Genomic DNA, 13,755 nt, shown 5'->3' with positions numbered 1-13,755 from the left:
ATCGGGCCGTGACCATCCGCGTACTGATCGCCGACGACCAGGAGATGGTCCGGACCGGGTTCCGGATGATCGTCGACTCCCAGCCCGACATGGAGGTGGTCGGCGAGGCCGCCGACGGCGCCGACGCCGTCGCGCTCGCCCGCCGGCTCCGTCCCGACGTGTGCCTGTTCGACATCCGGATGCCGAAGATGGACGGCCTGGAGGCGACCCGGTTGCTCGCCGGCCCGTCCGTCGCCGACCCGCTCCACGTGGTGATCGTCACGACGTTCGACATGGACGAGTACGTGTACGGCGCGCTGCGCGGCGGCGCCGTGGGTTTCCTGCTCAAGGACAGCGGCCCCGCGCTGCTGGTGGAGGCGGTGCGCGCCGCCGCGAACGGGGAGGCGCTGGTGTCGCCGTCCATCACCGTGCGGCTCCTGGAGCGCCTGGCGACACCGGCCACGCGCGCCCCCGCACCTCCCCGCGAGCCGCTCACCGACCGCGAGCTGGAGGTCGTCCGGCTCGTCGCGCGCGGGCGGACGAACGAGGAGATCGCAGGCGAGCTGTTCGTGTCGCTGTCCACCATCAAGACGCACCTCGGCAGCGTCCACCGCAAACTCGACACCCGGAACCGGGTCGAGACGGCCGCGTGGGCCTGGGAGTCGGGCCTCATGGGCTGACGCCTCGCACCCACAGATGACCGCACGGCACGAACCATCGCACGGCACGAACCACCGCACCGCACGAACCACGGCACTGCACGAGGGGGACGGCACTGGCACCGGAGTCGATGAACGGCCTGCCCGTGACCGTCCTGGCCGTGTGGGTGCTGTGCGGCCTCGGTTGGGGCGTGGTCCTGGTCGGGCTCCGGCGCGGCCTGCACGGCCCCTCCCGCGGGCCCGCCCTCTTCGCCCACACACTGACCCCGGCGGCGGTCGTCCTGCTGTTCTCCCTGGTCGGCTTCGGCTCGCTGTACGCGACGATCGCGCTGGCCGCCGAGTGGTGGGCGCTGATCCTGGTGACCGGGCTGCGCCCCGAGCGGCTGCTCGCCACGGGCGGGCTCGGACGGCTGGCGTCCTGGGCCGCCGTCACCGCCGCCGCGACGGTTCTCGCCGGCCACCTGATCCTCTGAGGTACCCCGGCGGACGTGCGAACCCTCGCTGGGCGACATAAGTCAAACGTACGTAGTATCCGAAGAAACGCGGGACCAGGCTCGGAGGTGGATCATGCCGTGTGCGCTGTGCGGCGACATCATCCCGACCGAGGTCGCCCGATGCCCGGCGTGCGGGGCGTGGGCGCGGCGCCGGGACTTCCGCGCCGTCGGCGTGGCCGTGTTCATGCTCCTCGGCTTCAACGCGTTCATCGCGCTCGGCTCGGGAATCAGCCTGCTCCGCATGGCATATCCGCTGCGCGGCGCGACGCACGACACCTACGACCCCGAGGTCACCGGCCGGGCCCTCGCGCCCTACTCCGACGTCTTCCTGATCTGCGCGATCATGGCGGCCGTCACCGGACTGCTCTACCTCGGCTGGCTGTGGCGCGCCTACGGGCAGTCGCCCGGCCCGCACCGGCACCACCGCGCCTGGGTGGTGTTCGGCTGGCTCTGCCCGATCGTCAACCTGTGGCTGCCCCCGCGTCTGGTCTACGAGATCTGGGTCAACAGTGGCCGGTACCGGACGGCCGAACGACAGGCGGCGGCGCTCGTCGTCGCGGCCTGGTGGACGTGCGTCCTGCTCGGCGTCCTCCTCGCCCGCATGTTCACCGCCGGCAGCGTCGAGACCCTCGCCGAGGCCCGCTTCGACATCCACGTGGGCGCGGCCGCCGCCGCCTTCCAGGCCCTCGCCGCCGCCATGTGCATGGCAACCGTCTTCCAGATCACCCGCCTCCAGGTCTCCCGCGAGCCCTAACCCGAGCGCCCGACAGGTTCGGACCCCAGCAACCGTTTACGGGACAGGCACGCGAAGCGAGCGCGACGAGCGCAGCGGGCATGCCCGGCGCGCCGCGCCGCCGCAGCGATGCTCTAGCGGAGCGAGGAGACCCGCGCCGCGCGGCCGGGGGGATTGGGGGGCCGCCCCCCGGTAGACACCGAGTAGGGGGACATCGCGAAGCCTGTGGGGTGGACTATGCGGCGGCCTACCTTGCGGGTGGGCGGGCCTGGGCGGGCCATGGCGGTGTGGACGGCGTTCAGGCCGTCGCGGCGCCATAGTTCGTTCAGGGTCGTCAGGTCCCAGCAGGCGGTGGCGGTGAGGGAGACGGCGCGCGCGCCAGCGTGGCGAACGCGGCCTCGGGCGACCAGCAGCCAGGAGCCGAACACCGTCGCGGCGCACCTGTCCTGCACGGACTCGAAGAAGGTCAGGTCGACCGGGCCGGTCGCGTCGTCCAGCGTCGCGAAGATGACGCGCTGCCCTGACCGGACCGCCGGGGTCTGCGTCGCGACCCTGACTCCGGCGACCAGCACCTCGCTGCCGCCGGGACGGTCCGGCAGCGCGGCGGCACGGACGACGCCGAGCGCGTCCAGGAGTCCGTCGTAGAACCGCAGGACGTGCCGGCTCACGTCCAGGCCGAGGATGTCCAGCTCCGCTTCGACGACCTCGGCGGGCGTCATCGGCGGCAGCTCGCCGGCGGGCACGCGCTCGGCGAGATCCGGGCCGTCCAGACCGCCGAGGGGGAGCTGCCCTTCGGGGACGTCGCGGGCGGCGGTGCGGTGGAGCGCGCCGACCCGGCAGAGCAGGTCGCGGCGCGGCACCGGCGGCGTGCGGTACAGCTCGTCGAACGCCCCGGCCAGGACGAGCCGTTCCGCGATGGGGCGCGATACCCGGGCGCGGCGCCAGAAGTCGGTCAGCGACCCGAAGGGACGCTCGGCCACGATGCGGCCGACCTCCGCGTCTTTGATTCCCTTGACCTCGCTCAACGCGACCCTGATACCGGACGGGCCGCCTTGGGAGACGGGCTCGGCGTGCCACTCGGCGGCGGACCGGTTGACGTCCAGCGGCAGGATCGGCACGCCGAAATGGCGGGCGTCGTCCAGGATGACGCGCTTGGGGTACATGCCGGGGTCGTGGGTGAGGACCCCGGCGTAGAAAGCGGCGGTGTGGTGCCGCTTCAGCCACGCCGACTGGTAGGTGGGCAGTGCGAAAGACGCGGCGTGGGCCTTGCAGAACCCGAACGCGCCGAACGCGGTCAGTATCCGCCAGACCTGCTCGACGGCCGTCTCGTCGTAGCCGCGCGCGTGGGCGAGGGCGCGGAACCACTCGCCGATCACGGCCTGACCGCGCTCGTCGTTCAGGCTCCGCCGCGCCGCCTCCGCCCGCGACAGCCCGCAGCCGGTCATGACGTCGATGATCCGCAGCACCTGCTCGTGGAAGACCACCACGCCGAGGCTCTCCCGCAGCACCGGCTCCAGGTCGGGGTGCGGATACTCGGGTTCACGCGTCCCGGCGCGGGACTCCAGGAACGGGCTGACCATGTCGGAGTTGACCGGCCCCGGGCGGAACAGGGAGATGTCGAGGACGAGGTCGTCCAGGTCGCGCGGCTGGAGCCTGCCGATCAGCTCCCGCTGCCCGGGCGACTCGATCTGGAAGCAGCCGAGCGTGCGGGACGTGCGGATCAGCTCGAACGTCGCCGGGTCGTCGCGGGGGACGTCCTCCAGGTCGATCTCCTCCCCCGATGTCCGGGCGACCTCGGCGACCGCGTGCGCCATCGCCGACTGCATCCGCACCCCGATGACGTCGAGCTTGAGCAGGCCCATCGCCTCGACGTCCTCCTTGCCGAACTGGCTCATCGGGAATCCGAGCGCGCTGGTCTCGACCGGCGTCCGGTCGCGGAGCGTCGCGTTGGACAGCAGGACGCCGCACGGGTGCATCGCGATGTGGCGGGGCAGCCCGTCCAACCGCTCGGCGATCCGGAACAGCACCTCCAGGTGTCCCGTGGCGAGGTTGCTCTGCCGCAACTCCGGCAGGTCCTCCAGCGCCGCGCGGATCTGGCTCGCCCTGATCTGCGGGAACGCCTTGGCTATCGCGTCGATCTCCTGCGGCGGCAGCCCCACGGCGTTCCCGACGTCGCGGATCGCGCTGCGCGCCCGGTAGGTCTCCATCATCGACACGCACGCGGTACCGTCCGCGCCGTACCGGGCGAACAGGGCCTCGTACGCCTCCAGCCGCCGCGCCGACTCCACGTCCAGGTCGATGTCGGGCAGCCCGTCGCGGCTGTCGGCGAGGAACCGCTCCATGACGAGGTCGTGCCGGAGCGGGTCGAGGTCGCCGATGCCGAGCAGGTAGTTGACCAGGCTGCCCGCGCCCGAGCCGCGGATCGCGCAGCGGATGCCGCGATCCCGGATCAGCGCCGCGGCGTCGGCGACCGTCAGGAAGTAGGCGGCCAGGCCCTTGCGGCCGATCACCGCGAGTTCGGCGTCGAGCCGTTCCGCCGCCCGCGGCCCCGCGATCCCCCGCCGGGCCATGCCCTCTCCGCAGCGTGCGACGAGCCGGGCGTAGGGGTCGTCCCCGACCTCGGGCAGGTGGACGCCGTCCATGCCGAGATCGTGGGAGTCCAGGACGCAGCGCTCGGAGAGCCGCCGCGTCTCGGCGAGCAGCGCGTCCGCCTCGCCTCCGCAGCCCGGTTCCGCGGCCCGGAGCATCTCGGGCACCGACTTCAGGTAGGCCTGCCCGGTCCGGTCTGCTGTGGGGGGACGACCCCCCACACCCCCCGGAACGGCCTTGGCGTCGAGGTGCCGCCGGTCGAGGGGGACGAGCCGGCGCGCCGCGTCCAGCACCTGCGCGACCGGGTGGTCGGCGGGTTCCAGATAGCGGACGGCGTTGCCGAGCACCGCGGGCACCCCGGCCGCCCGGGCCAGCGCGAGCATCCGCGCGGCGCGGTACCCGTCGCCGGTGTCGAGATGGTCGACGATCTCGATCACGCATTCGGCCGCCCGGCGCCAGGCCGCCAGCCGCCGGGCCGCCTCGTCCGGCCGCCTGTCCGCGATGGCCCGTCCCACGTCGGAGGCGGGTCCGAGCAGCACCACGAGCCCGTCGGCGTGCGCGCCGACCATCTCCCGCGTCACCGCCGGACGGCCCCGCTCCCCCGCCGCGTGCGCCGCCGTGACCAGCCGGCACAGCGACCGCCATCCGGCGCGCCCGCGGGCCAGGACCACCACGCGCCCGCCGCCGGGGAACGGGCCGAGATCGGCCCCGACGACGGCGCCGATGCCCGCCTCCCGGCATGCCTGGACGTGCCGGACCGCGCCGTAGAGGCCGTTCCGGTCGGTCAGCGCCAGGGTCTGCATGCCGAGCTCCGCGGCACGTCCTACCAACGCGGCGGGCGACGCCACGCCGTACCTCAGCGAATACCCTGAAGCGACATGAAGATGCACAATTAATCCCATACCCGGGAAAGCAGCCAGGTTTCGGACGCCGCGTCATAGCGCAGCTCGTACACCCCGATCTCCCGGTCCGGAGTCGCCTCGACCCGCCAGAACTCCCGCTCGCCGGTGGCCTCGCCGTCGGGATGCTGCTCCCGCCACCAGTCCCGGGTCGTGACCCAGTGCTCCAGCACCCGCCGCACGGTGTAGAGCCGGCCACGCCAGACGAACCGGATCGGACGCCCATCGCTCACCCAGACGTCCACCGGATCGCCGAAAACCCGCGTCATCTGCCTCCCCCTCGCGTTCACCGCACGGGGGAAGGCATGCGGACATCTTCGAACATATGTTCGCGCCGAGTCTAGGGAAGCCCCCGACGAGGAAGCAAGGCGGGTCTGTCAGCCCAGCAAACGGGCGAGCTGGTCCGCCACGTGCGGGACGTCGGTGACGTCGGCTATGCCGCCGCCCGGCCACAGATAGGACCAGCCGTCCCCGACCGGCGTCGCGACCACCATGACCTGGCGGCTCGTCCGCGGGACGAGCACGGTCAGGACCGACTCGCCCGGACCCGCGAACCGCCACGCAAGGCCGCGCGCCTCGACCTCGTACGCGAGCGCCGCGAGGTGGCGCCTGCGCACCTGCGAGGTCTCGCGCCCACCGACTACAGACACCTTCGATCAGCCGCCTCAACACGGGGTCGGGCCGCCGCCCATGACCATGGGCGATCGAGCGACGACAACTGGTGACCGGAACTCCAGCATGACCCGAGAACCGCTGCTGCGCAGGAGAAACCCCGAGAGTCCGTAGGCGTTTTCCCGGGTAGGCGGGGATGGACCGGGGAGGGGGGAACGACGCGCCGCGCCCGGCAGCGCCAATCATGTTTCCACATGGTGGAACTGTCCGGATATCAAGGTTGTTTCCATGATAGAAGCCACTGTGAGACGGGCCCTGGAGCCGCGTCCCCGCGAACAGTCGAAGGAGACCGCGATGACCGCCGCCCCCGCCGGCGACGTTCCAGGTTCGGCGGAGGACGGGCCCGCCCCGGGGCCACCCGGCCGCGCGCTGGCCGGGTTGCGCGAGCGCAAGAAGCAGCGGACGCGCCTGGCGCTGATCGACGCGGCCCTCGAACTGTTCCTCGCCCAGGGGTACGAGGAGACGACGATCGACGAGATCGTGGCGGCGGTGGAGGTGTCGCAGCGGACGTTCTTCCGCTACTTCGCCACCAAGGAGGACGTCGTCACAGCGTTCCTGAGCGAGTACGACAAGGTGCTGGAGGAGGCGCTCAGCTCGCGTCCCCCCGGCGAGCGGCCGTTCACCGCCCTGTTCGAATCGCTGCGGGTGCTGCTGCGGACGGTCGCCGGCGGCGATCCCGAGGACAGCACCAGGTTCCGCCGGATCCGGCGGGTGATCGAGGCGACGCCCGCGCTGGAGGCGGCGCAGATGGCGCGCTACTCGGCGTCGGAGCGGATCCTCGCCGCCGAGATCGCCCGCCGCGAGGGCGTCGACCCCGAGCGGGACCTGCGCCCGCAGATCGTCGTGGCCTTCCACTCGGCAGCGGCGCGTGTGGCGTTCGAGGACTGCGCCCGGCAGGACATCTGGGACCCGGAGACGGTCGCGGCCCTGGTCGAGGAGGCGGTGGCGCTCGCCCGCGAGACGATGCGCGACTGGGTCTGAGCGGTGGCGCCTGGCGAGCGGGAATCGCGCCGGAATAGGGCGCCGGGCCGGGTGGTTGCCGATGGGTAATCCCTACTGGAGGAGTTGGAAATGCGCGCGATCGTCGTCACCGAGAACGGCGGCCCCGAGGTCCTGACGGCGGCCGAGCGTCCCGATCCCGAGCCCGGCCCCGGCGAGGTCCTGATCGACGTCGCGGCGAGCGGCATCAACTTCGTCGACGTGTACTTCCGGACGGGCGCCTACGCGCAGCCGCTCCCCTACGTCCCGGGCGTGGAGGCGGCCGGGACGGTCGCGGCGCTCGGCGAGGGCGTCGAGGAGTTCTCCGTCGGCGACCGCGTCGCCTGGGTCAACGTGCAGGGCGCCCACGCCGAGCGGGCGGCGATCCCCGCCACGAGCGTCGTTCCCGTCCCGGACGGGGTGAGCCTGGAGGACGCGGCGGCCACCCTGTTGCAGGGGGCGACGGCGCACTACCTGACGCATTCGACGTACGAGGTCCAGCCCGGCGACACCGTCCTGGTGCACGCCGCGGCGGGCGGCATGGGGCTGCTGCTCACCCAGGTCGCGAAGAGCCGCGGCGCCCGGGTGATCGGGACGGCGTCCACGCCGGAGAAGGAGAAGCTCGCGCGGGACGCGGGCGCCGACGAGGTGCTCGGCTACGACGGCTTCGCCGACCGGGTGCGGGAGCTGACCGGAGGCGAGGGCGTCGCCGTCGCCTACGACGGGGTCGGCGCGCCCACGTTCGACGGGAGCCTGGCGAGCCTGCGGATGCGCGGGACCCTGGCGCTGTACGGCGCCGCGGGCGGCCCGGTGCCCTCGTTCGACCCGCAGCGCCTCAACGCCGCCGGCTCGGTCTACCTGGCCCGGCCGAGTCTCGTGCACTACACGGCGGACCGCGAAGAGCTGCTGTGGCGTGCCTCCGAGGTCTACGGATGGGTCGCCGCGGGCGACCTGCGGGTGCACGTCGGGCACCGGTACGACCTGGCCGAGGCCGGCGCCGCGTACGCCGATCTGGAGGCGCGGCGCACGACGGGCAAGCTCCTGCTGATCCCGTGATCGGCGTTCTCCGGTGCCCGGCTCCGCTTAGGCTGGACGCGGGAGAGCCGATCACCAAGGAGCCCGAGCCCTCATGACGACGTACGCCGCCGGACCGCTCGAGCACGACGAACCCCGCGTCCTCGGGCCCTACCGCCTACTCGGCCGGCTCGGCCGCGGCGGTATGGGAACGGTGTACCTCGGGGCCGAGTCCACCGGGCGCCGGGTCGCGGTGAAGGTGGTGAACCGGGAACTGGCCGGCGAGCCGGCGTTCCTCGCCCGGTTCCGCCGCGAGGTCACCGCGGCCCGCCGGGTGCACCGGTTCTGCACGGCGCCGGTCCTGGACGCCGAACTCGACCAGGACCCGCCCTACATCGTCACCGAGTACATCGACGGGCCGAGCCTGGAGAAGACCGTCCAGGACCGGGGGCCGCTGCCCGGCTCCGACCTGGAGGGCCTGGCGGTCGGCGTCGCGACCGCGCTCGCCGCGATCCACGGCGCCGGGATCGTCCACCGCGACCTCAAGCCGTCCAACGTGCTGCTGTCGTCCACCGGGCCGCGCGTCATCGACTTCGGCATCGCCCGCGCGCTGGACGCCCCCAACGGCCCGACCAAGACCGGCCAGTTCGTCGGCACCCCCGCCTACATCGCGCCGGAGGTGCTGCGCGGCGCGCCGGTCGAGCAGGCGTCGGACGTGTTCTCCTGGGGCTGCGTCGTCGCCTACGCCGGAACGGGCCATCCACCGTTCCAGGGCAAGTCGGTCGCGGAGACCTTCGAGCGCATCGGTACCGCGGAGCCGGTGCTGGACGGCCTCGACCCCCGGCTCCGCGCGATCGTCACGGCCGCCCTCAGCAAGGACCCGGCCGCCCGGCCGACCGCGCGGGACCTGCTGGCCCGGCTCGTCGGGCAGGAGGAGGCCGACCCCGAGCGGGTCGCGGAGACGATCTCGGCGACCTGGCACGGTCCGGGGGGCGGCAAGGCCAAGGCCGCACCCCGTCCGGACATCGCCGCGAGCATCCCGCCGCCGCGCACCGCCATCGACGTGGACGAGCCCGCCCCGACGCCGCCGACAGCCGCCCCCGTGCCCGCCGCAGACGAGGAAACCGTCCTGGTCGACCTGCCCTACCCGGCGACGTGGCGCGGCCCGAAGCGGTGGTTCGTGCTGCTGCGCGGCCTGCTCGTCATCCCGCACCTGGTGGTGATGCTGCTGATGTACGCGCTGCTGGTGCTGGTCATGGTGCCGAGCTGGCTCGTCATCCCGTTCACCGGCCGCTACCCGCGCGCCCTCTACGGCTTCGCCGTCGGCTGCCAGCGCTGGTCGAGCCGGGTGGTGGCCTACGCGTTCGGGCTCACCGGCGAGATGCTGCCGCCGTTCAGGTCGCTGCCGAAGGCCCGGCGCACCTCCTGACCTGGCGGTTCCGCACCGCACCGGTGATCGGCGCGGGCGCGCTGGGCGAGGCTCACGGCGAGGCTCCCTATGCCGGGCTTGCCTCGGAACCCGGCAGGTAGCCGTTCGTCCAGCGGGTCAGCTCCGCGAACACCCGCCCGCGCGCGGGCTCGGCGGACAGCACCAGGTCGTGCAGTCCGCCGTCGATCCGGACGAGCGTGACATTGCGCCCGAGGCGCGGCGCCCAGCGCGCCATGTGCTCGACGTCCAGGACGGCGTCGGCGCCCGTCACGTCCAGCACCTTGCGGGTCGGGCGGACGCTGCGCGCCGACGCCATGACCAGCACGGGCACGTCGATGTCGAGCCCCCGGTGTACGCGCAGCTGCCCACGCCGCACGGCGGCCAGCCACGCCGCCCGCACGGGGAACCCGAGCAGCGGCTTCCAGCCCAGGTCGAAGTCCCACTCGCCGTCGTGGTCGCGGTGGAGGCTGCGCGGGTAGTGGTCGGACACGCCCGCGGGCAGCTTCGCCTTCGGGAAGCGGGGGCGCAGCGCCCGCGCCAGACCCGCACCGAGCTTGCGCATGAGCAGCGGCTCGGCGATGTCCAGGAACGGGCTGTTGAGGAACAGTCCGTCCACGAGTCCCCGCCCGCGCACCCGGTCGGCCCACAGCGCGGCGATCAGCCCGCCGGTCGAGTGGCCGTTCAGCAGCAGCGTGCCGTGCCCGTCCACGTCCCGGATGATGCGGACCGCCTCGTCGATCTCGGGGAAGTAGTCCGACAGGCTGTCGATGTGGTTCGGGGTCTGGTACGGGCGCAGCGACCGCCCGTACTTGCGCAGGTCGAGCGCATAGAAGTCGAAGCCGAGATCCACATAGAAGTCGGCCAGGTGCTTCTGGAAGAAGTAGTCGATGAACCCGTGCAGGTACAGCACCGCACGCCGGCGCGGCTCGTCCCCGGCCCCGGCCCCGCGCCGACGGACGAGCGTGGCCACGACCTCGCCCTCGTCGTCGTGCCCCATCGGCAGTTCGATCGCCTCGTACCCGGGCCCGAGCACGTCCGCCGTCACGTTCATGGCGCTCCCCTGGTGTTCCGCAGGTCCCCAGCGTACGGTGCGGCGGGTCCGCCGGTTCCCCACGGCCGCCGTGCCGGACGGTGAGCCGGACGCGGGGCCGGGGAGGCCGGCGCGTCAGTCCTTGCGGCCGGTGGCGGCGATGGTCACGCCGAGGCCGATCATCATCAGCCCGCCGGTGCCGCCGACCGCGGCGAGGCGGCGGGGCGAGCGGGCGAACCAGGCGCGGGCGGTGCCCGCCGCGAGGCCCCAGACGCTGTCGCACAGCAACGCGATGACGGCGAAGATCACCCCGAAGACGAGCATCTGGAGCGGGACGTGACCGAGGTCGCGGTCGACGAACTGCGGCAGGACGGCGGCGAAGAACACCATGGTCTTCGGGTTGGTCACGCCAACCGTGAAACCCTGCCACAGGTCCCGGCGCAGGCCCCGGCCCTCCTCCCCCGTGCCGCCCATCGCCTCCCCCAGCGAGTGGCGGTGCCGGAACGCCTGCACCCCCAGATAGACGATGTAGGCCGCGCCCACCAGCTTCAGCGTCGTGAACACCAGCACGGAGCGTTCCACGATCGAACCGACCCCGAACGCGACCGCGGCGGTCAGCGCGAGGACGCCCAGCTCGTTGCCGACGACGCTGGTCATCGCGGTGGTCCGGCCGTGGGCGAGCGCTCGGCCGACCACGAACAGGACGGTGGGCCCGGGGATGACGATGATGGCGAGCGCCATCGCGGAGAAGGCCAGCATCTGCTGCGTCGACACCATGATCCGCACACTACGCAGACCGGGCGAAACAACGCATCGCATTGTGCGCCCTACCTGAGGACGGGCACGAACCCCGAGATCTAGCCGGAGGCGATGAGGACGCTGCGGCGGACCTTACCCGTGGAGGTACGGGGCAGCTCGGCCAGGAACGTCACCGAACCGGGCACCTTGTGCGCGGGCAGTTCGGCGCGGGCCAGTTCGAGCAGTTCGCGTTCCAGCGCGGCCGTCGCCGGGAACCGCCCCTCGATCACGGCGAACGCGCGGAGCGCCCGCCCCGGGGCCGTCCCGTCACCGGTGGCGATCACGGCCACCTCGACGACGGCGGGATGCCTCCCGAGGACGCGTTCCACCTCCAGCGGGAGCACCTCCTCCCCCGCCACCGTGACCCGGTCGAGGATCCGGCCGTGGTGATGGACGAACCCCTCCGCGTCCACGCGCACGAGGTCACCGGTCCGGAGCCAGCCGTCCGGGGCGAGGACCTCGGCGGTCTCGTCAGGCTTGCCCAGGTACCTCTTCATCACCGACGGCCCCCGCACGTACAGGGCGCCGGGTTCGGACGGGCAGGTCGGCCCGTTCTCCGCGCGGACCTCGATCTCGTACGGATCCAGGACCACGCCCAGCGCGCCTCGACGACGCCCGGCGACGGTGTTGGAGATGAACGTGTGGCCCACTTCTGTGCTGCCCAGACCGTCCAGCACCGGACATCCGAGGACTTCCTCGATCCGATCCGCGAGCGAGGGGAGCAGGGGTTCGCCCGCCGACGCCGCCACCCGCAGGGAGGCGAACGCCACCCGCACCGCGTTCCGGTGCCGCTCACCGACCAGCCGCGCGTACCAGGTCGGGCCGGTGAACAGCAGGGTCGGACGATGCCTGCGCGCCTGCCGGACGGCCCCGCGCACGCTGGGCGCGTCCGGCCAGAGGACGGCCGCGCCACCGCTGAGCATGGGGAAGAGCACTGTCGCGCCGAGTCCGAGCGGGTAGCACGCCTTGGACAACGAGAAGGTGGTGTCGCCGGAGTTGAGGCTGAGCGCGCCCAGCGCCATCGCCTGGAAGTACGCGTGCGCGTCACTGTGCCGGTGGACGGCGCCTTTCGGCCTCCCCGTCGTACCGGACGTGTACTGGACGTAGGCGGAAGCGTCCGACGGCACGAGAACCGGCTGCGGAGTCCCGTCCGGCCCCGTGGCCAAGTCTCCGTGGGTCAACAAGTCAATGTCGGTGAGAACGCACGTGAACGGGAAGCGCGCCGCCGCTTCGGCGGTGCACACGGCGACGGCCGGACGAGCGTCCGCGACCATGGCGGCGTGTTCGGCGTCGCTCTGTTCCGGGCCGGCGAGGACGGCCACCGCTCCCAGCCTCAGCGTGCCGAGGAACGCCGCCACGAATCCGATCGAATCGGGAAGCGCGATGAGGACACGATCGCCGGCCTGGATACCTGCCGCGTGGAGTACGCCCGCTGCGCGCGCGCCCGCGTCGTGTACCTCGCCGTGGCTGAAGACGGCGTCGTCCATGTAGTAGAGCGGCCGGTCGAGCCATCTGCGCGCGTACGCGCGGGCGGCCAGGTCGGCCGCGAGGTTACCCTCCATCAGTACCTCCACATGCCGGGAGCGACATGCGGAGACTACGCCGGGTAGGCGGTGCGACACGGCGGGTTTCGTTACTACGGATGCGCAGGCGCTGGTTCAGCCCGGCAGTGTGCCCCACACGCCGTTGCGCCGCACCATGAGCTGGTGGGTGAGAAGGCTCCCGGCCGGCACGTCCCACGCGGGGTCTGCGCCGTCGCCCCGGTCTTCGGCCCACACCTGGGCGACCGCCCAGCGGAGCTTGTCGACGCCGTCGGGATGGCCGGTTCCGGACGCGACGAACACGTCCCGCGCGGGCGCCGCCACGACGAGGTCGCCTTCCACGTCCTGCGCGAGCTTCTCCAGGAACCCCTCGTCCAGCAGGAGACCCGCCTCCAGGCCGCCCCGCCGCGGCCTTCCCGCGCCGCCGGGACCACCTGCGGCGACACCGCCGGGTGCCGGGGGCGGGCCGGCGTCGCCGAGGGTCACGGTCACGGCGCGCACGTCCGGATACCAGCTCAGGCTGAGGTCCGGCCGCCGGTTGCGCAGGTTGATGGTGGCCAGCCGGCGCAGGTCCCCCTCAGCCACGCCCAGCTCCGCGCAGTGCCGCCGCGCCACGTGCTCGTAGCGGCGGCCGAGGGCGGCGGCCTCGTCCGCGAGCTCCAGCGCGTACGTGACGTACAGGTCGCCGGCGAACGGGTCGCGGACCGGTTCCTCGTCCGGCGGCAGCGGGAACTCCAGCTGCACTTCGGCGGGTACCCGGGCCTTCATCAGCGGGACGACGAGACTGGACCGCGGCTCGGTCACGGGACGTTCCTCCTATGCCTCTCCACACGGCCTTCCGCGCGCCTTCCGGAGTGGATCACCCTACCGCCGACGCGGGTGCGCCCGCCGGATCCCTGACCTGTGCATGTGTGATCCATGGTGGACCGGGGGTAATGAC

The 13,755-nt window shown here is 72.8% G+C and carries 13 protein-coding genes; 6 read left to right on the top strand and 7 right to left on the bottom strand.

The annotated features are described in order from the left end of the window. Positions 1 to 8: 8 nt before the first annotated feature. The 3 genes from AMA02S_RS21155 (at position 9) to AMA02S_RS21145 (ending at position 1,886) form a co-directional block, all read left to right on the top strand. Positions 9 to 659, top strand: a complete 651-nt coding sequence (locus AMA02S_RS21155; RefSeq protein WP_084265428.1) for a response regulator — start codon at positions 9 to 11, stop codon at positions 657 to 659. 110 nt (positions 660 to 769) lie between these two features. Next, entirely contained in the window at positions 770 to 1,111 is a 342-nt protein-coding gene (locus AMA02S_RS21150) for a hypothetical protein (RefSeq protein ID WP_245667689.1), read from the top strand. Positions 1,112 to 1,205: 94 nt separating this feature from the next. Continuing rightward, a complete protein-coding gene (locus AMA02S_RS21145; protein WP_067461080.1) occupies positions 1,206 to 1,886 on the top strand; it encodes a DUF4328 domain-containing protein in 681 nt (226 codons plus the stop codon). Between the two features lie 113 nt (positions 1,887 to 1,999). Here AMA02S_RS21145 and AMA02S_RS21140 read toward each other — a convergent pair whose 3' ends face one another. The 3 genes from AMA02S_RS21140 to AMA02S_RS21130 all read right to left on the bottom strand — a co-directional run bounded on the left by AMA02S_RS21140 (position 2,000) and on the right by AMA02S_RS21130 (position 6,003). After that, the gene (locus AMA02S_RS21140; protein ID WP_084265427.1) at positions 2,000 to 5,356 is read right to left on the bottom strand and encodes a DNA polymerase III subunit alpha; all 3,357 of its coding nucleotides are present in this window, start codon (positions 5,354 to 5,356) and stop codon (positions 2,000 to 2,002) included. Next, positions 5,347 to 5,622 carry a DUF6504 family protein gene (locus AMA02S_RS21135; RefSeq protein WP_067461078.1) on the bottom strand — a complete coding sequence of 92 codons (276 nt, stop codon included), beginning with the start codon at positions 5,620 to 5,622 and terminating at the stop codon, positions 5,347 to 5,349. Before AMA02S_RS21135 ends, AMA02S_RS21140 begins: the two co-directional genes overlap by 10 nt. A 108-nt stretch (positions 5,623 to 5,730) precedes the next feature. Continuing rightward, complete coding sequence (locus AMA02S_RS21130) at positions 5,731 to 6,003, bottom strand: hypothetical protein (protein WP_245667687.1); 273 nt, start codon at positions 6,001 to 6,003, stop codon at positions 5,731 to 5,733. 316 nt (positions 6,004 to 6,319) lie between these two features. Between AMA02S_RS21130 and AMA02S_RS21125 the strand changes: the two genes are divergently transcribed. The 3 genes from AMA02S_RS21125 (at position 6,320) to AMA02S_RS21115 (ending at position 9,446) form a co-directional block, all read left to right on the top strand. Further along, positions 6,320 to 7,006, top strand: coding sequence for a TetR family transcriptional regulator (locus AMA02S_RS21125; RefSeq protein WP_084265426.1), 687 nt, complete (start codon positions 6,320 to 6,322; stop codon positions 7,004 to 7,006). 90 nt (positions 7,007 to 7,096) lie between these two features. Then, entirely contained in the window at positions 7,097 to 8,059 is a 963-nt protein-coding gene (locus AMA02S_RS21120) for a quinone oxidoreductase family protein (RefSeq protein ID WP_067461076.1), read from the top strand. A gap of 73 nt (positions 8,060 to 8,132) precedes the next feature. Next, positions 8,133 to 9,446 carry a DUF4389 domain-containing protein gene (locus AMA02S_RS21115; protein WP_067461075.1) on the top strand — a complete coding sequence of 438 codons (1,314 nt, stop codon included), beginning with the start codon at positions 8,133 to 8,135 and terminating at the stop codon, positions 9,444 to 9,446. Positions 9,447 to 9,513: 67 nt separating this feature from the next. Here AMA02S_RS21115 and AMA02S_RS21110 read toward each other — a convergent pair whose 3' ends face one another. The 4 genes from AMA02S_RS21110 to AMA02S_RS21095 form a co-directional block, all read right to left on the bottom strand. Next, positions 9,514 to 10,497 carry an alpha/beta hydrolase gene (locus tag AMA02S_RS21110; protein ID WP_067461074.1) on the bottom strand — a complete coding sequence of 328 codons (984 nt, stop codon included), beginning with the start codon at positions 10,495 to 10,497 and terminating at the stop codon, positions 9,514 to 9,516. A gap of 114 nt (positions 10,498 to 10,611) precedes the next feature. After that, entirely contained in the window at positions 10,612 to 11,253 is a 642-nt protein-coding gene (locus tag AMA02S_RS21105) for a LysE family translocator (protein ID WP_067461073.1), read from the bottom strand. Positions 11,254 to 11,333: 80 nt separating this feature from the next. Continuing rightward, a complete protein-coding gene (locus AMA02S_RS21100) occupies positions 11,334 to 12,836 on the bottom strand; it encodes an AMP-binding protein (protein WP_067461072.1) in 1,503 nt (500 codons plus the stop codon). A gap of 96 nt (positions 12,837 to 12,932) precedes the next feature. Further along, the gene (locus AMA02S_RS21095) at positions 12,933 to 13,619 is read right to left on the bottom strand and encodes a DUF1444 domain-containing protein (protein ID WP_067461071.1); all 687 of its coding nucleotides are present in this window, start codon (positions 13,617 to 13,619) and stop codon (positions 12,933 to 12,935) included. Positions 13,620 to 13,755 lie beyond the last annotated feature (136 nt).

It is taken from the genome of Actinomadura macra NBRC 14102, from assembly GCF_001552215.1.
Lineage (GTDB): Bacteria > Actinomycetota > Actinomycetes > Streptosporangiales > Streptosporangiaceae > Spirillospora > Spirillospora macra.
The sequence above is the reverse complement of the archived record's forward strand: the minus strand, read 5'-3'. Positions and strand labels throughout refer to the sequence as shown.

Bases quoted from the DNA above. Each gene is read 5' to 3' on its own strand.
- AMA02S_RS21145 (WP_067461080.1), top strand. From the start codon at position 1,206: ATGCCGTGTGCGCTGTGCGGCGACATCATCCCGACCGAGGTCGCCCGA.
- AMA02S_RS21150 (WP_245667689.1), top strand. From the start codon at position 770: ATGAACGGCCTGCCCGTGACCGTCCTGGCCGTGTGGGTGCTGTGCGGC.
- AMA02S_RS21140 (WP_084265427.1), bottom strand. From the start codon at position 5,356: ATGGGATTAATTGTGCATCTTCATGTCGCTTCAGGGTATTCGCTGAGG.
- AMA02S_RS21115 (WP_067461075.1), top strand. From the start codon at position 8,133: ATGACGACGTACGCCGCCGGACCGCTCGAGCACGACGAACCCCGCGTC.
- AMA02S_RS21120 (WP_067461076.1), top strand. From the start codon at position 7,097: ATGCGCGCGATCGTCGTCACCGAGAACGGCGGCCCCGAGGTCCTGACG.
- AMA02S_RS21125 (WP_084265426.1), top strand. From the start codon at position 6,320: ATGACCGCCGCCCCCGCCGGCGACGTTCCAGGTTCGGCGGAGGACGGG.
- AMA02S_RS21105 (WP_067461073.1), bottom strand. From the start codon at position 11,253: ATGGTGTCGACGCAGCAGATGCTGGCCTTCTCCGCGATGGCGCTCGCC.
- AMA02S_RS21100 (WP_067461072.1), bottom strand. From the start codon at position 12,836: ATGGAGGGTAACCTCGCGGCCGACCTGGCCGCCCGCGCGTACGCGCGC.
- AMA02S_RS21135 (WP_067461078.1), bottom strand. From the start codon at position 5,622: ATGACGCGGGTTTTCGGCGATCCGGTGGACGTCTGGGTGAGCGATGGG.
- AMA02S_RS21110 (WP_067461074.1), bottom strand. From the start codon at position 10,497: ATGAACGTGACGGCGGACGTGCTCGGGCCCGGGTACGAGGCGATCGAA.